The organism is Stieleria magnilauensis (assembly GCA_007753675.1).
GTDB lineage: Bacteria > Planctomycetota > Planctomycetia > Pirellulales > Pirellulaceae > Stieleria > Stieleria magnilauensis.
The window spans coordinates 2,900,683-2,921,010 of sequence record CP036432.1 but is presented as its reverse complement, the minus strand read 5'-3'; the positions used below and the strand labels follow the sequence as shown (position 1 = coordinate 2,921,010).

At 59.6% G+C, this 20,328-nt stretch carries 15 protein-coding genes; 7 read left to right on the top strand and 8 right to left on the bottom strand.

The window, feature by feature from the left end; all coding sequences use genetic code 11:
* Nucleotides 1-24 precede the first annotated feature (24 nt).
* The 5 genes from trpC to TBK1r_RS10400 all read left to right on the top strand — a co-directional run bounded on the left by trpC (nucleotide 25) and on the right by TBK1r_RS10400 (nucleotide 5,387).
* The gene (trpC, locus tag TBK1r_RS10420; protein WP_145209786.1) at nucleotides 25-801 is read left to right on the top strand and encodes an indole-3-glycerol phosphate synthase TrpC; all 777 of its coding nucleotides are present in this window, start codon (nucleotides 25-27) and stop codon (nucleotides 799-801) included.
* Nucleotides 798-2,129, top strand: a complete 1,332-nt coding sequence (locus TBK1r_RS10415) for a glycosyltransferase 87 family protein (protein WP_145209783.1) — start codon at nucleotides 798-800, stop codon at nucleotides 2,127-2,129. The genes trpC and TBK1r_RS10415 overlap by 4 nt, the downstream gene beginning before the upstream one ends.
* Before the next feature lie 160 nt (nucleotides 2,130-2,289).
* Nucleotides 2,290-3,132, top strand: coding sequence for a glycosyltransferase (locus TBK1r_RS10410; RefSeq protein WP_145209780.1), 843 nt, complete (start codon nucleotides 2,290-2,292; stop codon nucleotides 3,130-3,132).
* 2 nt (nucleotides 3,133-3,134) lie between these two features.
* A complete protein-coding gene (locus tag TBK1r_RS10405; protein ID WP_419581196.1) occupies nucleotides 3,135-4,538 on the top strand; it encodes an NAD(P)/FAD-dependent oxidoreductase in 1,404 nt (467 codons plus the stop codon).
* Nucleotides 4,539-4,661: 123 nt separating this feature from the next.
* Nucleotides 4,662-5,387, top strand: a complete 726-nt coding sequence (locus tag TBK1r_RS10400) for a BamJ family beta-barrel-assembly machinery protein (protein ID WP_372898006.1) — start codon at nucleotides 4,662-4,664, stop codon at nucleotides 5,385-5,387.
* 40 nt (nucleotides 5,388-5,427) lie between these two features.
* On the opposite strand, the gene TBK1r_RS10395 is transcribed toward TBK1r_RS10400, so the two are convergent.
* On the bottom strand, nucleotides 5,428-5,982 hold the full coding sequence (locus tag TBK1r_RS10395) for a hypothetical protein (RefSeq protein WP_145209777.1): 555 nt from the start codon (nucleotides 5,980-5,982) through the stop codon (nucleotides 5,428-5,430).
* 121 nt (nucleotides 5,983-6,103) lie between these two features.
* On the opposite strand from TBK1r_RS10395, the gene bioB reads away from it, so the two are divergent.
* A complete protein-coding gene (gene bioB / locus TBK1r_RS10390; RefSeq protein ID WP_145209774.1) occupies nucleotides 6,104-7,138 on the top strand; it encodes a biotin synthase BioB in 1,035 nt (344 codons plus the stop codon).
* A gap of 593 nt (nucleotides 7,139-7,731) precedes the next feature.
* Nucleotides 7,732-9,180, top strand: a complete 1,449-nt coding sequence (locus TBK1r_RS10385; RefSeq protein WP_145208234.1) for an IS4 family transposase — start codon at nucleotides 7,732-7,734, stop codon at nucleotides 9,178-9,180.
* A gap of 78 nt (nucleotides 9,181-9,258) precedes the next feature.
* Here the strand turns inward: TBK1r_RS10385 and TBK1r_RS10380 are convergent, their stop codons facing one another.
* The 7 genes from TBK1r_RS10380 to accB form a co-directional block, all read right to left on the bottom strand.
* A complete protein-coding gene (locus TBK1r_RS10380; RefSeq protein WP_145209771.1) occupies nucleotides 9,259-10,788 on the bottom strand; it encodes a sialate O-acetylesterase in 1,530 nt (509 codons plus the stop codon).
* 306 nt (nucleotides 10,789-11,094) lie between these two features.
* On the bottom strand, nucleotides 11,095-13,272 hold the full coding sequence (locus TBK1r_RS10375) for a multiheme c-type cytochrome (RefSeq protein ID WP_145209768.1): 2,178 nt from the start codon (nucleotides 13,270-13,272) through the stop codon (nucleotides 11,095-11,097).
* Between the two features lie 42 nt (nucleotides 13,273-13,314).
* Nucleotides 13,315-14,586 (bottom strand): DUF1573 domain-containing protein, encoded by a 1,272-nt coding sequence (locus TBK1r_RS10370; RefSeq protein ID WP_145209764.1) that lies wholly within the window; start codon nucleotides 14,584-14,586, stop codon nucleotides 13,315-13,317.
* A gap of 25 nt (nucleotides 14,587-14,611) precedes the next feature.
* Nucleotides 14,612-17,245 (bottom strand): O-antigen ligase family protein, encoded by a 2,634-nt coding sequence (locus TBK1r_RS10365; RefSeq protein WP_145209761.1) that lies wholly within the window; start codon nucleotides 17,243-17,245, stop codon nucleotides 14,612-14,614.
* Entirely contained in the window at nucleotides 17,221-18,300 is a 1,080-nt protein-coding gene (locus TBK1r_RS10360) for an MraY family glycosyltransferase (protein ID WP_145222396.1), read from the bottom strand. The genes TBK1r_RS10365 and TBK1r_RS10360 overlap by 25 nt, the downstream gene beginning before the upstream one ends.
* Before the next feature lie 55 nt (nucleotides 18,301-18,355).
* Nucleotides 18,356-19,702, bottom strand: a complete 1,347-nt coding sequence (gene accC, locus TBK1r_RS10355; protein ID WP_145209758.1) for an acetyl-CoA carboxylase biotin carboxylase subunit — start codon at nucleotides 19,700-19,702, stop codon at nucleotides 18,356-18,358.
* Nucleotides 19,703-19,837: 135 nt separating this feature from the next.
* Entirely contained in the window at nucleotides 19,838-20,308 is a 471-nt protein-coding gene (accB, locus tag TBK1r_RS10350; RefSeq protein ID WP_145209755.1) for an acetyl-CoA carboxylase biotin carboxyl carrier protein, read from the bottom strand.
* Nucleotides 20,309-20,328: the final 20 nt, after the last annotated feature.

Below are 20,328 nucleotides of genomic sequence, written 5' to 3'. Positions count from 1 at the left end.
TTGCCGGACAGGTAGGCTTTCACCATGACGATCCTTGATGACATTCTGGTCAAAACCCGCCAGACGATCGCGCGCGATCGTGCCGCCGTTTCGTCGGATCGATTGGAGTCCGAGCTGGATGGCTTGCCGCCCTGCCGTGACTTTCATGGTGCCCTGGCGGCCGGCCAGCGCGTCAATCTGATCGCGGAAGTCAAACGCGCGAGCCCCTCAGCGGGCCTGATCCGTGAAGACTTTGACCCCGCTGAAATCGCCAAGTGTTACGTCGAGGGTGGCGCCGCATGCATCAGCGTGCTGACCGACGAACCGTTTTTTCAAGGGTCGCTGGATTATCTGCGAGCCGTTCGCGCGGCGGTCGACATTCCGATCTTGCGAAAGGACTTTATCGTCGATCGCTACCAATTGCTTCAGGCGCGTCACGCCGGTGCTGATTGCGTGTTGTTGATCGCCGAATGTTTGCCACCGGATGAATTGAAACAGCTGCACGAGTTCGCCAGCGAGCTCGGCATGCAGACCTTGATCGAGTTGTTTGACCCTGAGAATTTGGACGCCGTGTTGGCCACCGGGACCAAGTTGGTCGGAGTCAACAATCGTGACCTCAGGACGTTCAAGACGACGCTGCAGCACACCTTGGATCTCTGCCCATCGATTCCACCGGATCGCTTGATCGTCGGGGAAAGCGGCATCCGGGAACACGCGGACCTGTTGCGGTTGGCCAGCGGCGGCGTCAAGGCTGTGCTGGTGGGCGAATCGCTGATGAGAAAGGACGACATCACCGCTGCAGTTCGAGAGTTATTGGGATGAACGTTCGCAACAGACGTTTTGTGGTGCCCCTGGTCGCCTGTCTGTTGTTTGCCATCGGCGTGACGTTCGCGGCGGTACGGACTGTCACGCGTTATCAAACGCCCGGTTCTACCAATCCCGCGACACAAGGGATGTGCGACTTTCACAACGGGCTGTACTTTCCCGCCACCGCGCTGTTGGCGGGCAAGAGTCCCTATGGCCAGCAGTATGCCGACGAGTACCCGGTCTCGCGTCAGATCCCGTTTTTCTCGCCCGTCATTCTGGTGCTGCACGCGCCGTTGACGTTTTTGCCGCTGCCGGTCGCGGACGTTCTGTTCTTTGCGCTCTCGGTGGTGCTTGTGATCGTGTTGGCGACGTTGTGCGTCAACGCCGCCGGCGTGGGCAGTCGTACGGGCGGGGCCGCCGGCGCAGGCGGGCGTTTGACATGGATTGCATCGATCTCCGCGGCGATCATGTTTTCCCGCAGCGGTCACATTTCGCTTTACAACGGTTACTTCACGATCGAGTTGGCGTTGGCGACGATCGCCGCAATCCACTTTGCGAAAGACCGCCCGGTGGTCGCGGCCGTCGCGCTCACGCTGGTGTCGGCCAAACCGACATTCATCTTGCCGCTGGGTTTTCTGATGCTGGCCCGCGGAAACTACAAAGCGTTGGCGTTGGGCGCCACGATCAGCCTGCTCGGCGCGGGGCTGCCGATGACCTACCTGGCCTATCACGAAGGCATTCGGGCGACCGGTTCGATCGACATGGCCGCCGGATTTGACAAGATCGTCGACGACATCGGATCGGCGCAACAGGTCCACATGCAAACCCAGGATGAATCACCAGTCGATTCATGGACGCGTTTGGACGCCTTGGCTACGGTTTGCAAATGGACCGGCAGCGATCCCGGACAAATCGTTCACCTGGCTGTGATGATGCTGATTTTGGCGTGGCCGATGTTGATTCTGTTTTACCGATCGCGGCGTGGTCTGGACGACGGTGTCGCCGGAGGAACTGGCTGTTTGATGCTCGTCACGCTCCTGACGAGTCTGTACCACCAATCCTATGACGCGATGATCGTCGTTGCTCCGACGGTCGGCTTGCTGCTGGCGTGTACCGATTTCTGGAGGTCGGTTTCGCCTTCGACCCGCGGGGTGCTCGGCGCCCTGATGGTGTTTCCAGCGTTCAATTACCTATCCACGCGAAGCTTTCTGACGCGTTTGGACTTGGGCGAGGTCGGATTCGGGGTGATCACCAGCCTCAGCGGAGTGGCGTTGATGATCGCGTGGGCGGTGATTTGCGTGCTGTTTACGCGTTACTCCATCGGACGGTGGCCCGCTCGCTGACGCTTTTGCGTGAAAAGGGGGGGCGCCGCACGTATAATCGCTATTGCCCCGTTCCTTTGCCTGACCAAATGGCCTCAACTGGCTTGTTGCCGCCACGGGCCTGTCTAGACTGCCTCAGACAGCATGAATCCGCACCAGGAACCTTCTTCGATATTGCCCGATGGACGATCTCTTCCGCGCCGAACCCGAGCCCCAGGTTTCCGAGTCGTCGGGACCGTTGGGCTCTCACGTTGTTGACACGCGTGCCACTCGATTCCGGCCCGCCAAAGTCTTTCTCGCGCTTCCGGCGTACAACGAACAGGAAGCGTTGCCGGAATTGCTGGAACGAATCGGCGAATCGTTTGCAGACACCGGTCTGTCCTACGAAGTCGTCGTGGTCGACGACGGCAGCACCGACAATACCGCACAAATCGTTTCACAGTTGTCGTTCCAGATGCCGTTGCATCTGGTCCAGCATCAGCAAAACCAAGGCTTGGGGACGACGATTCGCGACGCGCTTCGCGAGGCCGTGGATCGCGCCGGCGAGCGTGACATCATCGTCACGATGGACGCCGATAACACGCACCCACCGGGCTTGATCGATCGGATGGTGCGGATGATCCACGAAGGCTGCGACGTCGTGATCGCCTCGCGATTTGAGTCCGGCGGCTGTGCCGTCGGCGTCCCGATCGAGCGACATTTTTTGTCCGTCGGCGCGCGGTTGTTGTTTACGGTTCTGTTTCCCACCCGTGGCGTCCGCGATTACACCTCCGGGTTTCGTGCCTATCGAGCTTCGGTGATCCGTCAGGGTTTTGCCGATCACGGCGATGCGTTTGTCGGTGAAAAAGGCTTCTCTTGCATGGCGGACATCTTGTTGAAACTGCGCAAACAAGGCGTCTTGTTCGGCGAGGCACCGTTGCGTCTGCGTTATGACCGCAAAGGCGGCGCGAGCAAGATGCAGGTTTTTAAAACCATCTGGTTGACGCTGAAGCTGCTCACCCGCCACCGTTTGCGAGGTCGGTAGTCGTGCCTGACAACGACGAACACGCGTCGCCAAAAAAGCGGTGGTTGGTCATCGGCGGCGGCGTGATGGGACTGAAGATCGCCGACGAACTAGCCGGCAAGGGCCAAGACGTGACCATCGCCGAAGCCGCCCCCAGCTTCGGCGGGCTAACCAGCGCCTGGCAACTCGGCGACGTCACTTGGGATCGCTTCTATCACGTCACGTTGCTCAGTGATTCGGTGCTGCGGAAACAACTGCAGTCGCTGGGACTGGAACAGGAACTTCGGTGGGTTGAAACCAAGACGGGGTTCTTCGCCGGCGGCAAGCTGATGTCGATGAGCAACACGCTGGAATTCCTGCGTTTTCCACCGCTGTCCCTGTTCCAAAGGGTTCGATTGGGCGGCACGATTTTTCTGGCGTCCAAAATCCGCGACTTCCGCAAGATGGAACAACAGTCCGTCGAAACCTGGTTGCGGCGTTGGTCGGGCAAGGGCGCGTTTGAAAAAGTTTGGCTGCCGCTGCTCAAGGCGAAACTCGGTGACGCCTATCGCCAGACCTCCGCCGCATTCATCTGGGCGCACACCCAGCGAATGTACAAGGCACGGCGAAGCGGGGCGAAGAAAGAGATGTTCGGTTACGTCCCCGGCGGTTACGCGCGGATTCTGGACGTGTGGACGGGCAGCCTGGCCGAGCGTGGCGTTCGGCTGTTGAGCGGTCACGGAGTCAAAACGGTTCGCAAGACCGATGATGCGGCTTCAGGCCGATTGGAAGTCGACTTCGGTGAGGGGCGTGTCGAGACCTTTGACAATGTGGTTTCCACAATTGCCTCGCCCTTGATCGCTGATCAATGTGATCAGCTGCGTGATGAGGAGAAATCGAAACTACGCGGGATCAAGTACTTGGGCGTTGTCTGTGCGTCGATGTTGTTGAAGAAACCGATCAGCCCGTATTACGTCACCAACATCACCGACACCTGGGTTCCGCTGACGGGGATCATCGAGATGTCGACGATCGTCGATTCGCAGTCCCAGTTGGGCGGGAACCACTTGGTTTATTTGCCCAAGTACATGACCGACGATCATCCCGACTTGGCCGAACCGGACGAAGACTACAAACAGCGCTGTCTGGAAACGCTGGAGCGGATGTACGATCACTTTTCTCGCGACGACGTGTTGGAGTTCAAGGTTGCGCGGGCGAAGTACGTCGCGGCGCTGTCGACGATCGACTACAGCACGCGTTTGCCGCCGGTCGTCACCAGCGTGCCGGGGTTCTACGCGCTGAATTCCGCACACATTCTCGAAGGCAATCTGAACGTCAACGAGACGCTGGCCTTGGGCGAGCAAAAGCTCCGCGACGAGGTCTGGCCAGATTTCCTGGCTCGCGGGGCTGTCTCCAGCAAAAGCGACGTCCCCGAATTCGCCCGATAGCGGACCTCGCCTAAACGGCGGTTCCTGGTATGATTTCTCCCGTTAAGGGCTTCGCATTGAGGCCCGATTCCGTTTCTTCCCTCGTGATGAACGGCGATTGCTTCCACTCAAAGGACACTCCAAATGTATCGTTGCTTGCTGGTGATCACCGCCGTCTCAATGATGACGCTGATGACCGACGCACAAGACCAAACCGCCCCTGACGCTTCGAAAGAAGGTATCGCCAAGAAGGATCCGATCGGCTACTTCCTGGGACTTTCGATGGGTCAGCAGATGCGGCAACAAGGTTTGAAATCCGAAGACTTTGACCCCCAGGCGTTTGCCGTCGGGGTGACCGATGCTCTGGCACAAAACGAGCTTCAACTCTCCGAAAAAGAGCTGATGGCCGTTCAGCAGCAGCTTCAAGGCATGCTGAACAAACGTCACCAGGAAATGGCCGCGGCGATCCAAGCCAAAGCCGAAGCCAACAAGGCCAAGGGGGCAGAGTGGCTGCAGGCCAACCTGAAAAAGGAAGGAATCAAGGAATTGGCCGGAGGCATGCAGTACAAGGTGATCGAATCGGGGGACGGTGGAAGCCCCAGCCCGAGCGACACCGTTCGTGTGCACTACACCGGCACGTTGATCGACGGCGAAGTCTTTGACAGCAGCGTCAAACGCGGCGAACCGGCCGAGTTTGTGGTTGGCGGCGTCATCAAGGGCTGGCAAATGGCCCTGCAAAAGATGAAGGTCGGCGACAAGTGGATGCTGTACATCCCGCCAGAATTGGCGTACGGCGATCGTGGCAGCCCAGGCGCGATCGGACCCAACGAAGTGTTGGTGTTCGAAGTCGAACTGTTGGAAATCCTCTAACAGCCGTCACAGCTCGGACGGATCGATGATCCGTCCGCTTCTACACGCCGCAGCCGCTGCATCCGGCACAGGAACCGCCGCTGCTTCCGCAACCGGCCGTGGTCCCACACTCGGGGCCACAGCCGTCGGTCAGCAGTTCAGACAGGTGGTTGGTGCGGACCACCGACTCGTATTCTTCGGCGATCTCGTCGGCAATCCGTTGGGCGTCGGTGTCTACGTCCCCAAGAAAGTGCATCCGCAGCGTGCCCCCATCCAACAGCTGGTCCACGTCCAGCAGCATCGCGCCGCTGGCGGATCGGTCCAGCCGCGTCCGGCAGGCCTCGATGGCTTGGGTCTTGTAGCGTTCCAATCGGGCCACCAGCAGCTCGTCGGAATCCGTCGTCGGCCGCACGATTCGATAGCCGGGGGGATCGACCACACTCGCGTCGGAGTCACTGTCCCGTCCAGAGTCACTGCGGCGCTCGGAAATCACCTCGGCGACCTCGATTCCGCGTGGCGACCGGACCACCACGCGGCGTCCACGCTGGACCGGGGCCAACGCCGAAGCGAGCCGAATTTCGCCTAAAACACCGATCCGAACGAAGTAGTGGATCAAAGCGATCCCTAGGGATTGAGAGTGATTCCATCGTCCCGGCTTGCCGACGAGCCGGATCCATAAGAATATAGTGACCGATTCGACGTTACTTGGCAAACCGCACCCGATTGACAGAACCGCTATGGCGACCGACCTCACCGCTCCCGGCACGAGTGCCCCACCGACATCTTCGCCCGCTGCGTTCGACGCCTGGGCGGATCGAATTCTCGACGGCGGCGAACTCTCACGGGATGAAGCCCGACAGATTCTTGAATCCTCCGACGATGACCTGCTGCGGTTGCTCTCGGCCGGGTTCCGACTGCGCCAGAAATACTTCGGCAAGACCGTCCAGCTGTATTTCTTGATGAACGCCAAGAGCGGTCTGTGCCCCGAAGACTGCCACTACTGCAGCCAGTCAAAGATCTCCGAGGCTCCGGTCCCCAAGTACAACATTCTCAAGCGAGACGCATTGATGGAGGCGGCCAAGGTCGCCGCCGAGCGTGGGGCAAAAACCTATTGCCTGGTGATTTCGGCCCGTGGACCCAATGAACGCGAACTGAAAGCGGTTGAAGAGATCGTTCCCGAAATCAAGAAACAATACGGCTTGGATATCTGTGCCTGTCTGGGGTTGCTGTCCAAGGAGCAAGCGGACCGACTGAAAGCCTGCGGCGTCGACCGGGTGAACCACAATCTGAACACCGGTGAAGAGTATTACGCGGAGATCTGCACCACACACACCTACGCCGACCGCGTGCAAACGCTTCGCCATGTGCGCGACGCTGGCATGGAGATGTGCAGCGGCGGCATCATCGGCATGGGCGAAACGTACGACGATATCATTTCGATGGCGTTTGACCTGAAGGAGTTGGGCGTCCAATCGATTCCGCTGAACTTCTTGAATTCGATCGACGGAACGCCATTGGAAGGCAAGAAGGACTTGAGTCCGCAAGATTGTTTGCGCGCCCTGGCGATGTTCCGGTTCGTCAACCCGAGTCGCGAACTACGGATTTCCGGCGGTCGCGAAATCCACCTCCGCACGCTGCAACCGCTCGGGCTGTATGTCGCCAACAGCGTCTTCGTCGGTGACTACCTGACCACCCAAGGCCAGGCGCCGGACGAGGATTACCAAATGATCAAGGACCTCGGGTTCGAAGTGACCACCTCGGTCGGCGAATAGCCGGCGTTCGAAGGTTGGTGTCTAGCCTTCAGGCGATGAGCCGAGCCAACCGGAGGGATGCCAGCGCGTAGCCGGAAGCGAGCGATTCCTCCGGGGAGCCCGTCGTCGGGATCGCGCCCGCGAGCCGAGCATCCCGGAGGGGATGCCAGCGAGTAGCCGGAGGTCAGCGCAGCGCCACCTCCGGGAAGCACGTCCCAAATTCCCATCGACCCCGGACAGGGTCGCAGCGAATCGATTCGCCGGCGGTGAGGCAGACGGGCTTCGAGGGTTCCCACGTGATTTGCTTCGACACCCTCCGGGGTCGCATCAGGCGGGTGACCGGATATCCGGAGGTGACGCTGCGCCTTAGGTTTGACCACATCTTTTTGTTTGCCGGCGGATGTGTCGAGTTGGCGCGGCTGTGAAACCAATTGTTGATCTTTGTAAATGAGTCAAGCTTGGTAAGGTTGATCTGGTAATTTGGCGATGCCTGGAGTTTTTTCCCTGTGGGAACCGTGGCGTGGAACACACGCTGCGATTGATTCGCGACGGCGGGTTGAGATGGTTGCTGGTGACGGAATGGCTACCAGCACTCGTATCACGGAAGGCCCCCCATGGTTTTGCCCCTGCAGACATTTGGACAAGTCAACTTTGCCAACGCTCAACTCGGCGACAAACGTAGAACAAATCGTCTCGTACAACTCGCTGACTCGATGGCTCGACGACCAAGTGGAACATTGCCACAGAAATTCAATAGCCCCAAAGACCTCAGGGCTTTCTACCGGTTGATGGACCGTGACCAGGTGACGCATGAGGCAATTCTCGCATCTCATCGTGAGGCAACCTGTCTCAAGATCAAGCAAATCAGAGGCCCAGTCCTGATTCTTCATGATGCCACCGAGCTGGATTTTACCAATCACAAGTCACTTTCCGATGACATGGGCCAAATTGGCAACGGCAATCGCCGTGGGTACATCGCGCAAAACAGCTTGGCCGTGAACCCGAAAACACGGCAAGTAATTGGATTGTACAATCAGGTTTTGCACCATCGGGAGGATGCTCCCAAAGACGAACTGACCGCTCAGAAACGCAAGCGTGAATCACGAGAGAGTCGATTGTGGTTGCGCGGTGCCGATCCACTGGCTAACAGCGAGAAACTCGTTGATGTTTGTGATCGAGGAGCTGACACGTTCGAGTTCCTCGAACATGAATTGGCCAGCGGCCGTAGGTTCGTCATTCGTGCCTCTCATAATCGGGCGATCATTCCTGGACATGGCGATCAAGGCAGTAGCGATCAAGCCTGTTACCTTCGCAACTATGCTGCCAGCCTTCCGCCAGCAGGACACTGGACGTTATCGGTAACGAGCAAAGTCGACAAGAAAGTACGGGTTCGCAAAGGCAAAAAGAAATCAGCCAATCGACGGGCTCGTGAGGCGAAGATGGCTGTCTCATTTGCCCCGGTTCAAATCAAACCACCCGCGAAGAAACTAGGAGAACACGGCAACGATCCGCTTGCCGTCTGGGTTGTTCGAGTCTGGGAAGAAGATCCGCCCGCCGGAGAAGAGCGTCTGGAATGGTTTTTGATTACAAACCAACCCGTACTTGATTTTGAAGATGCCTATCAGGTTGTCGGTTGGTACGAATGTCGCTGGATCATTGAAGAGTATCACAAAGGGATGAAAACAGGATGTAGCATTGAGAGCCCGCAATTCACTAGCGAAGAACGTCTGCAGCCAGCGATCGCTTTGATTTCAGTGGTGGCGTTGACTCTGCTGCAAATGCGTGATGCCAGTCGTCGTTGGGACGCAAAGAAACGCAAAGCGACCGAAGTTATCTGCAGCGACTACGTGAGTGTGCTGAGCGCTTGGCGACATGGCCAAATCAAACCCGACTGGTCAATTCACGATTTCTTCTATGCACTGGCGAGACTCGGCGGTCATCAGAACCGCAAATCCGATCACCCACCGGGATGGCAAACGATTTGGCGAGGCTGGAACGACCTCCAAGCGATGCTCTGCGGCGTTGACGCAATGAAGATTGTAAAAAGATGTGGTCAAACCTAAGCGCTGCGCTCACCTCCGGCTACTGGCTTCGACCCCATTCGGGGTCGTGCGAGCGATCACAGCATGCCAAACGGCTGATTACCGTTTGACGTCCGCCGTGATGCCTTTCCAATCGTCGGTTCGGAAGGGCGTCATCGGCAATCCCTCTTTGCTTTGCACGTTACAGACCGGGTTGTCGGCCCAGGCGTAGCGGACCGCGACGGGATCGGAGACGGCGTCGCTGCTGACTTCGATCGTCGTCTTGCCGGTGATCTTGGCGTCGGCGGCGACGAACTTTTGGTCCGCACCGGCGATCGTGAACCCGAGCGGCGTGGGAACGTCGAACGTGTCCAATCCGCCACCGACGTGATCAAATTCCAAGACAATCTTGCCGTCCTTGATCGACATGGATTTGTACGTCGGGCTGCGATAGGGAATCTCATAGCCATAGTCTTTGGCCAGTGCCCAGCGCGCCAGGCGCTTGCCGACGTCTTGTTTGTTCTTGGGGTGAATGTCCGAGGCCTCACCCAAGTTCAAAATCACCGCTTCGCCGGTGTTGGGCAACTTGGACATCGTCATCGTCTGAGCTTCGCGGAGTTCCGCCCAGGCACTGTTGCCCGGCTCTGACGGCTCTTTCAAGTAATCGGCCAGCTGGACCCAGTAGAACGAGAACTCATCTTGTCCCCATTCGTCACGCCAGTTTTGAATCATGGTCGGAAACAGATCGCGATACTGATAGGCGCGTCCCGCGTTGCTCTCGCCCTGGTACCAGACGACACCGCGGATCGTGTAACCGATGATCGGGTAGAGCACGCCGTTGTACAGGTTGGCCGGTCGGTGCTGTCCGACCAGCGGGTTGCGCGGCGCCGACGGCCTGCGGCCCTTGCCCGATTCCTTCCACGCGGCCAGTTGTTTGTTGTACTTGGCCAGCTCCTGCTCGTAATCGTAGGTCGATTCGGTCTCGCGCCATCGTTCGAGCAACTCGTCAAAGTTGCCTGATGACTTGAGCACGTCGCGGTTCACCCAGGCTTCGGCCGCCGAACCGCCCCAGGCGTTGTCGATCAATCCGATCGGCACATCGAGGGTCTGGTGAAGCTGGCGGCCAAAGAAATAGCCGACCGCGGAGAATTGTTTGACCGTCTCGGGCGTGCAGCTTTCCCAGCGGCCTTCAAAACTCTGCTGGGGTTCTTGTGTCCCGACGCGCGGAACGGAGATCAGACGCAGGTTGGGGTAATTGGCCGACAGGGATTCCAGGTCGGCGTCGTTGGCCTGATCGACCGCCCATTGCATGTTGGATTGACCGCTGCACACCCAGACTTCACCGATCAAGACGTCGTCGTACGTCAGCGTCTCGCCGTTGCTGGAGATTTTCATCGTGTGCGGACCGCCGGCCTGGAGCGCAGGCAGTTTCGCATCGAACCGACCGTCGGCATCACTTTTGACCGTCACCGCATTTCCGGCCAGGGAGACTTCGACGCCACGATCCGGCGTGGTCCAGCCCCAAACGTGAATCGGCTTCTCACGCTGCAACACCATCGAATCGCCAAACACGGCGCTGGTCCGAATTTCGGCCAAACAGACCGGTGACGCCGCGACCAGCATCAAACAGGCAAACAACAACTTTCTCATCAAGGGGCTCCGGGAATCAAAGGTGGGAAGTTGGAGAAGGAATCGTTTGGTCCTTCAAAACTTGCCCGGCATGATAGCCCAAGCCCGGGCCGCGTGTGATGCGACCCCAATGAGATGCCCGCGAGTGTCGTGACGTCGAACCTCAGTCCATCTCCTAGTATTCTATCGCCGCTCAATTAGCGGGTAGTGGACGAGGCGACGAGTCCTCTGTAGACGAGGCGACGAGTCCTCTGTAGTCAGCATATTGGCACGGACTCGTCGCCTCGTCCACTACCGCCGACCCGAAAACCAAGGTACTGCGGAATACTAGTGTTCGATCTCGGGCCAGTACTCGTCTTCGAATGCACCGTCGTCGTGGAAATCAGGGCTGTTGTCCAGGTCGTGGCACTCCATGCAATGCTCTCTGGCCTTTTCCAGCGGCAACTGCATCGCCAGACGGAGACTCTTCCTGCGTTCTTCGCTGACACCCGAGTTCTCTGCCTCGGCAGCAACGTGGTCCGCACCTGGTCCATGGCAGTTTTCACAGCCGTTGCCGGTCAGGTGGGCGGATTTTTCCAGTGACAGGTAGCCGCTTTCATAGGGGTAATAGTTTTGCGGGTTCCAGCCGGTGACGTGACAACTGAGGCATTCGGGATCGAAGTGTCGTGGGATGTCGCCGCGTCCTTCGGTCGGTTCCACGATGTGCGCGGTCGCTTCGGCGTGGCCCGAGCTTTCCCAGATTTCAAACGCCGTGGTGTGACATTTTCCGCAAGCTTCGGATCCGACAAATTTTCCGCCGGACGGGTGTGGAATCGGCGAGATCCCGAGCCCGGACAGACCGAGTTGTTCGAGTTGCTGTTGATAGTCCGCCATCAGCTTTCGCATCTCCGGCGCGTCCTTGTATTCATCGGTCAGCGGAACACGGGCGTACTTCATCGGTTGATTTTGATACAAACCGACCAGCCCGACGAACATGCCCTTGTTTCCCGTCACGATCAGTTTGGCTTTGCTGCCTTCGATCGATTGCGGTTGATACGTCGGCTCGCCATAACCACCCGAGGCGACGATCAAGTCGAACCCTGGAACGTCGACCATCAACTGTTTGGCGACGTCTTCGTCGCCGAAAAATGTCAGCACGCGGAAATTCGCTCCCGCTGCATTCATCTCTTTGAGGACCGCTTCGGCGGATGCCTTGATCGGCTTCAGCGTCACATCGGATCCCAGCGGTGCTTCGAGCGCATCGGGATCCAGGATCGACGTCAGCCCGATGTTCCACTCGCCGCTACGAACGATCTTGTGGCTGGGCAACAATTCGGGATCCAGCAAAATTAAATTTGCCGAAACGTACATCGCGTTTTCGGGTGAATCGGCATAGGTATGCGCGATCAAGTCTGTCGGGCTCAGCCGCAGGTCATCGGGACCAAACCCGACCGCCTGGTACTTCATTTGAGTCAACGCGCTGGACGATTTTTCGAACTTGATCGCCGCTTGTTGGCCGATCCGGCGGATCTGGTTGCCGGCATCGATGGGCACCAGCGGCCAACCCATCTCACGCAGCTGGTTGATGAATGTGAAGCGACGGGCGACGCCGCCTTTCTGGCGATCCAGTCCCGTGCAGCCACACGGTTCGATGTAGCCGTGTTGGTCGCCGGTGACAAACAGCACCGCATCGGGCGTCTGCCATTTGCGGAAATCCTCGGGGCCGTCTGCTGCTCCGACCAACCCGATCTCCGTCGCCGGGTCGATCAGCGCGGGCCGTGCGGCGATTTCCTCTTTCCCGGCGACGGATTCCATCGCCGCGTTGGGGGGCTGCGTTTGAGTGTTCTGGGAGCCTTCGATTTCGGCGGCAATGCGGGCCACCGGCGCCGACTTTGGATCGTCGCTGCGTTCCGAGCCTTCGCGGATTCCTCGGGGTGTGGGAATCAGTTCGGCTTTGACCTCGGGGCGTGCCGGGGGCGTCGGGATCACTTCCACCGGACCGGCATCGGAGGCGCTTTTGCCGGCCTCTGCCTTGTCCGCTCCGTCGCTGCCGTCGCCATCGGCGAATCCGGCGGGAACATCGGGTAGGGCGGGGGCCTGGACCAACAGAATGCCACCTGCGGTCCGGTCAGCGGTTTGATTTCGGTTTCGCGCCGAATCAAAACCGCCAAAATCCCATTGGATCGGTGTGCGCGAGCGGTTGGCAAAACTCGCCAGCCGAGACTGACCGCCGACACGACGCGACGGCGTCTGTGACTGGATCGGCGCGTCGATTCGCAAATCGGGGCGAACCGTGCCCTGGGTGCGAGCCGCCAGGGCGGCCTCGACTTCCGCCTGGATCGGGTAGACCGTCACCGGCGAGACATCTGGTTCGCTGCAACCACTGGTCGCGAGGATGCCAGCGGTCAGGACGCCGGCCGATAAAACCAAGGCCTGACGAAAAGCGAATCGTTTCAATGCGGTGACGCCGCGGCGTGGGCTGGGAAGCGGAAAACACGTCGGCAGGAAGTGGACTATAGGTTTCACAACACCATCCGAAGATTTGCCGCAGCCAGGCTGCGACGGAGGCTAGGGTCTCGGTTCGATCAAAACTTTAATCGCCACTTTCATGCGGCTCACCTTCGGATTATCGGACTCTATCCATAGCCAACCGAAGTCGTCCTTGTTTTTACCCAGCAAGTCGATTGTCTGATCGCCGGGTTTTAGCGTCAGAACGAGCGGGAAAAGCCTCATTTGGCCTTTGCCCAGGGGCGCGGCAAACTTTGCCTCAATCACGTCGCTTGGGTAAGTCTCCCCAATCGTAAGGTTTGTCGAGTCTTTCTCGCTACCCTTGAGAACCACAAGACATTTTTTCTCAAGGTCGTCGTTGGCATCCAAACGGCCCAGGCTCCAAATGTACCCCCCGCCGTCGGTGCTCTTCATGGCGGAAGACTCGATGATCGTCAGCGCCCCCATCACCCGACCGGCGCACTCGGCAACCGCAACATAGGTGTCTTCAGAAACTTCGGGTTCCGTTTGACTGTCCGTGGCGGCGTCACTCGATTCGTCGCTGAGTTTCTTGAAGTTCACCTGGAGATTGGTGACTAGCGGCCCCTGGCGCAGACCGGGTTGGACGCGGACGGTGACGCGAAATCCCTGACGGGCGTTTTGGTGAGAGCCATCGGCTTCGGTCACTTCGAAGGGCTCAAACTCGACCTCGGACAGATTCGTCAGCTCCTCGCTGCCAAATTTCGCCGACAGGGGCTCAATGTCCGTGGCGTAATAGTTGTACATCTTGGTCGAGAATTCAAACGGTTCGGCCGCCGGCACCTCACCGAAGGCAATCTGTTTCGGATCGAATTCGATGTCGCTGATCACCAAGCCCTGAACCACCAGACGAATCGCGGGCTGCAGCGGGTCGTTGGTCCGCAACTCCGCCGATTGCTCAAATGTCGTTTTGTCACCCGAAACGGTCCACTCCAGCTCGATCGGTGTGGATTCGCCGGGCGCCAGTTCGTTGTTCTTCAAGGACCCGAGTGTACATTTGCAGGTCGACGCCCCGAGCTCCAAACGTAACACGCCATCGCCGACATTCTTGACGATGAATTGGTGAGACCCCTTGGAATTCGGTGACATCGCACCGAAATCGTGCACCGGCTCTCCGGCCAACTCGGCTCGAGCAGCCGAATCGCTGTGATATTCCTTCAGCTTTGCCATCACGTTGTCGGCCGTCACGCTGCCGTCCATCGTGATTTCACCGAAATACGCCTCGCGGTGGCCGTATTCCATGTAGTTCATCGTCCAAGCACCGGTGGTTCCGATGACAAACGCGAGACCGAGCAAGAGCCAAAATTTATTCACGATCAAACCTATTCGACGAGATTCTCTATTCCGAGGTTTCGTTGTTACGGTTTGGCTGTGAATCTGGTTCGCCGCCGCCGCCAAGTCGCTGCTGAAATCGATCCTTGATCGATGCCGAGATTGGACGCCGCCGCGCGGCCAGACCCATTTTTTCAACCACCAGAATCTGCTGCAGTCCTAAATCGCGGACGACGTTGCCGCCCAACGCCGACAACCACCGTGCCTGTTCGGCCAATTCACGCGCCCGCGTCAGGTCGGAACGTTCGTGGGCGATCATCGCGGCTTGGGCGACCAACGACAAATCGGTCGGGCTGTTTTCCAACGCCAGCGCAATCAGACGCTCGGCGGATTCCAAATCGGCTGTTTGACCGAAACATTGATACAGGTGCAGGTACTGCTCGCCGGCCGCCCGCAGCATCGTCGGGTTCACACCCGCCCGATCCAGGGAGGTCTCCAGCGAGGCGACCCACTGTGCTCGAACTGCCGGATCGTTGCCGAGTTCCACCAGCCGGCCACGCAAGAATTCCGAACGCCAACGCGGGGCCTCAAATCCCCAGTCGTCGGCTTCCACCGCACGGCGACTCTCCGATTCCACCCGGGAAAGCAACCCACGCCGCGCCGCGTCCTCGGCACGCAACAGGGCAAGCTGTGACTGCTGGACGGGGATGATCGATTCAGATCGAAGGCACAGCAACAAAACCGCGCCGACACTCCAAGCCACCAGCGCCGATTTCCCACGACGTTTGCTGTCGACGGCTGTCGAAGCCCCTGTCGGCAACGCTGTGAAGCATTTATTCCCTGCGCTTGACGAGGTGTTAGCGGCAGGGCGCGAGCCCTCCGGTCCCTCATCGTTCCCGAAACACCGGAGGGCTCGCGCCCTACCGCTAAAAAATGCTTTACAGCGTTGCCCTGTCGGGTTGCCACGATCACCAAGCCGGCCGACGGTGCAGAGCGAACCGGTGGCCAGCCAGATCACCATCGCCACGCCCGGAACCGTCCAGCCGCCGGAGACGGTCAGATGGGTCATCATCGCCAACAGGATCGAACTGCCCAGCAAACGCAGCTGCGCGGTCGACGCGTCACGCAACGATCGATGCGTCAGCCACCCTGCCGCGACGGCAACCGGCACGGCGAACACACTGGCCTGCAGGTCCGGCAGCTGACCGGAAATCAAAGCGAAGCTCCACACCAACCCCAGCGACGAGCAGGCACCGCCGATCATCCAGCGCGAAACCACCTGCGTTTCGCCCGCCAAGCTGTCTTCGATCACATCATCGCTTGCGTCTGTCCTAGAAGTCCCGGCACCCGTCGCGGTGCGCCGACACGTCATCAGGCAGGCGATCGACGCCAATGTCAACAGCCAGCCGCCGACGAAACCGCCGGCTGCCAGCGTCTCGAACAAAAAGTTGTGCGGGTCGGCGATCGACTCGTTGGCGATCGGTAGTCGATAGCGCAGATACATCGCCTGGAACCCGCCCGGGCCAGCTCCCACGATGGGATGATCCCACAGCAATCGCGCCGTCGCTTTCCAATACTGCAATCGAAATTCGAGTGATGCCGGCGCCGCGGCCATCCACTCGTCGTCGCCCCACAGCAGCAGGGCAACCAGGACGACGCCACTGATCGAGAGGGCCAACAGCGCCGCGCCAGCAATCAGCCTGACGCGTTTGACTTCGCCGGACCGCCCGCCCCGCATCCAGATCCACAGGCCGGCCAACAGGCAAGCGACCAACGCGCTGCGGCTGCGGGTGGCAAACAACGCTGCAACGCCGAGCACCGAGAGGAGCAGCAGGAACGCACGAGACCAACCTGAGCGGACGTCCGCCCCCGATTGATTCACAGCGCTACCGCCGCGGAGTATGGCCAGCGGAGCCAACACGACGACCAGCAACACTGCTGCCAACGAATTGGCCAACGCGAACGTGGCCGTCGGGCCGCCGTCGAGCAATCGGTTGGCAAACACCATCCGCTGTGCCGATCCGGCCGGTGCGTCGACGCCTGCGGCCTGCAGCACGGCATCGGGGTCGGCCAGGTACTCGGCCCGGATCTGGGGCAAACTGATCCATTGCTGATGCAACGCATGCACCGCCATGCCCGTCGCGACGGCACAGCACAGCGAAAACAGGGCAGCCCGGTTGGGACGATCAACCAACAAGCGTCGCGCCGCGGTCAACACGGCGGCTGCGGCAATCCAGACCCAAGCTTCATTGGTCGCTTGGCGCAGATTCCCCGGCGGGCACGACGCCAGCGCCGCGATCATCATCCAAGCCGCCAACGTCCAGACCAGAACATCCAGCGTCAATCCGTTCCCCAATAGCGCCGAGACCGTACGTGGATCCTTCGCCGCGCCCGGCGGCCGCAACGCTTTGATGTAGGGCTGCGTCGCCATCGTCAGCGTCCACACGATCAGCGACAGCGCGCAAAACCACAGCGCATCACCGGATTCAACCAGCACGCTATCGCTGGGAAAGTACGCGACATAGATCACTTGCCCGCCCAACACGGCGGCGGCAATCCGTCGACACCAGATCGCCCACATCGGAGTCTCACCGGTCAGGCTCTCAGCCGTCGGCGGCGGCGGGGCTGGCGGCGGCGAGGACGCGACCACTCCGGCGGCCGTCGGTTTTCGCGGTTTTAATCGTTGCTTTGTTTTTGCCATCCGGTCGATTCCAAGATCACGACCAACAACAACATGCAAGCAACAATTCCCAGCACCGCGACCGCTTGCAGCACACTGACGTGCACCAGCAACAGCGCCGCCAATCCGCAGGTCGCGGTGACCAGATGAATGGTCAGAACGGCTTGGGTTCGGGAAAGCCCCAAGTCAACGAGCCGATGTGAAAAATGGCTGCGGTCTCCCACGAACACACTGCGGCCTTCGCGGATGCGTATCCAAAGCACGGTGGTCATGTCGTACATCGGGATCGCCATCACGCACAGCGGCGCGAGCACCGCGTGCGGACGCGGCGGGCTGGCAAAGGTGGCCATCAACATCGAAACGGCGATCAAAAAACCGACCAGATAACTGCCTCCATCGCCCATGAAAATCTTCGCCGGCGGGCGGTTGTGCCACAAAAATCCCAACAACGATCCGGCAACCGACAACAGCAATCCGGCGACAAACAGCTGCGGTTCGGTCGAACCAGGGCTCGGCGTGGTCAGCATCACCGCAGCCATCGCGGTGGCAATGATCGCGGCCACACCTCCGCTGAGCGCATCCATGTTGTCCAGCATGTTGAACGAATTGATCACCGCCACGATCCAAACCACCGACAACAACTTGGTCAGCCAGGCCGCGCCGATGAACGCCGTGAAACCGAAATCCAAGTAATACACCACGAACGCCGCGACCGCGAATTCCACGCCCAACCGCAACAGCACGGGGGCGCCGCGTCGATCGTCCCAAATCCCTAGTGCAAACAGCACCGTGGCCGAACCGAGCAGCCACCAGAGCTGCGCCAGACGCGACGAGATGCCGTCGAAATAGCCCACGATCGATTCGGGCAGCGTGCCCGCGACCGCCGGGATGCGATTGGAAAACAAGACCAACGCGGTGCCCAGCGTCATCGGGATCATGATGCCCAGCCAGATGCCGATCCCGCCGCCCAGCGGCGTTGTGCGGGTGTGGGTGCTATGGCCGACCGGTTCGGCGACCAAGCCCAGTCGCACGGCGTTACGACGCACCGGATACAGACTGACCAGACTGATCGCCATCGGTGGAATCACCGCCAAAGCAATCAGCCATCCGATCAGTGCGTTTTCCAAGAGATTATTTGCCCGTGAATTCGCGTTCGACGAACTTGGTGTCGTGCTTGCCCGAAACGAACTCGGGATGCTGAAGTACCTTTTCGTGGAAGCTGGCCGTCGTCGAAATGCCCTCGGTTTGGATTTCAGCCAACGCGCGGCGCATCGTCGCGATCGCTTCTTCACGCGTCGGGCGATGCACGATCAGTTTGCCGATCATCGAATCGTAGTGCGGCGGAACGGTGTAGCCGCCATAGACGTGCGAATCGAATCGCACGCCCAGGCCACCGGGCGCATAGAACTTGGTGATCTTTCCGGGGTTGGGCATGAAGTTCTTGTCGGGGTTCTCCGCATTGATGCGGCACTCCAGCGCGTGTCCGGTCACGACGATCTGATCTTGGGTAAACGACAGTTCCTCACCGGCGGCGACGCGGATCTGTTCTTTGATCAAATCGACGCCCGTGATCATTTCGGTCACCGGATGCTCGACCTGGATTCGCGCGTTGACTTCGATGAAGAAGAAGTCGTCGTTCTGGTCGACGATAAACTCGACCGTCCCGGCGTTGCTGTAATTGGCGCCGCGAATCATGCGGACGGCGGCGTCACAAATCGCCTTTCGCTTTTCGTCGGGCAGATTCGGGCTGGGGGCTTCTTCGATCAGTTTCTGGTGACGACGCTGGACACTGCAATCCCGTTCGAACAAGTGACAAACATGGCCGTGTTGGTCGGCGATCACTTGGACTTCGACGTGACGCGGGGATCCGATGTAGCGTTCCAGGTAGACGCCGCCATTGCCGAACGCCGCTTGCGCTTCGGTGCGGGCCTGGGAGAGCGCTTTCTCGAGTGCTTCGGCGTTTTCAGCGACCCGCATCCCTTTGCCGCCGCCACCGGCGGTCGCCTTGATCAGCACCGGAAACCCGATCTGGTTGGCCGTCGTGATCGCCGCCTTGTCGTCTTCGATCAGTCCATCGCTGCCGGGCACCACGGGCACCTCGCTGGCAATCGCCATCGAGCGGGCGGTGTTTTTGTCGCCCAGCTTCTCCATCGCCGACGGACTCGGACCGATGAACTCGAATCCGCTCTCGCGGCAGACTTCATTGAAATGCGCGTTCTCGGCCAGAAAGCCATAACCGGGGTGAATCGCATCGACGTTGCTGACCTCGGCCGCCGCAATGATCTGGTCGATCTTGAGGTAGCTTTCGGAGCTTTTCGGTCCGCCCACGCAATACGCTTCGTCGGCCAACTGGACGTGCATCGAATCGGCGTCGGCGGTGCTATACACGGCGACGGATTTAATACCCATCTCGCGGCAGGCGCGGATGATTCGAACCGCAATTTCGCCGCGGTTGGCGATCAATACTTTCTGAAACACAGCTTTCTCTGACGTACCCGGAGGTGGTGCGGCGCGGCGACGTGGGGGAATCGCGGTCGCGTTGAATCCGACGGTTGGCACCCCGGCGACCCGCTGGCAACGGGCCGACGCGATGACTGAAAGGCCGAGGGGTGATTAGGGGTTGGGTTGAATCCGGAACATCGGCTTTCCGAAATCGACCGCTTGTTGATCGGCCACCAAGACTTCGAGGACCTTGCCGCTGCATTCGGCGGGGATCTCATTGAACACCTTCATCGCCTCGACGATGCAGACGATCGTATCGGGGCTGACCATCTGTCCCACTTGGACGAACGGTTCTGACTCGGGGTTCGCCTTGGAATAAAACGTCCCGACCATCGGCGCGTTGATGGTGATGGATCCGTCGTCGACTGCTGCCGATGCAACCGGTGCCGCCGCCGCGGGGGCCGCCGGTGCCGGAGCCGCCACCGGGGCAACCGCCGCCGGACCACCGCGACCGAGTTTGATCCGGTCGTCACCCTGTTGCAAATCCACCTCCGTCAAATCGTGCTCTTCCATCAGCTTCACGATGTCACGGATGCGTTCCAAATCGAAGACGTTGTCGCCCGGTTGTTTGCCTTTGCTCATGCCTATCTCGATCGCGAAAA

Excerpts from the sequence above, each read along its gene's own strand:
- trpC (WP_145209786.1), top strand. The coding sequence starts at position 25 with ATGACGATCCTTGATGACATTCTGGTCAAAACCCGCCAGACGATCGCG.
- TBK1r_RS10415 (WP_145209783.1), top strand. The coding sequence starts at position 798 with ATGAACGTTCGCAACAGACGTTTTGTGGTGCCCCTGGTCGCCTGTCTG.
- TBK1r_RS10410 (WP_145209780.1), top strand. The coding sequence starts at position 2,290 with ATGGACGATCTCTTCCGCGCCGAACCCGAGCCCCAGGTTTCCGAGTCG.
- TBK1r_RS10400 (WP_372898006.1), top strand. The coding sequence starts at position 4,662 with ATGTATCGTTGCTTGCTGGTGATCACCGCCGTCTCAATGATGACGCTG.
- bioB (WP_145209774.1), top strand. The coding sequence starts at position 6,104 with ATGGCGACCGACCTCACCGCTCCCGGCACGAGTGCCCCACCGACATCT.
- TBK1r_RS10385 (WP_145208234.1), top strand. The coding sequence starts at position 7,732 with ATGGTTTTGCCCCTGCAGACATTTGGACAAGTCAACTTTGCCAACGCT.
- TBK1r_RS10380 (WP_145209771.1), bottom strand. The coding sequence starts at position 10,788 with ATGAGAAAGTTGTTGTTTGCCTGTTTGATGCTGGTCGCGGCGTCACCG.
- TBK1r_RS10365 (WP_145209761.1), bottom strand. The coding sequence starts at position 17,245 with ATGGCAAAAACAAAGCAACGATTAAAACCGCGAAAACCGACGGCCGCC.
- TBK1r_RS10360 (WP_145222396.1), bottom strand. The coding sequence starts at position 18,300 with ATGGCGATCAGTCTGGTCAGTCTGTATCCGGTGCGTCGTAACGCCGTG.
- accB (WP_145209755.1), bottom strand. The coding sequence starts at position 20,308 with ATGAGCAAAGGCAAACAACCGGGCGACAACGTCTTCGATTTGGAACGC.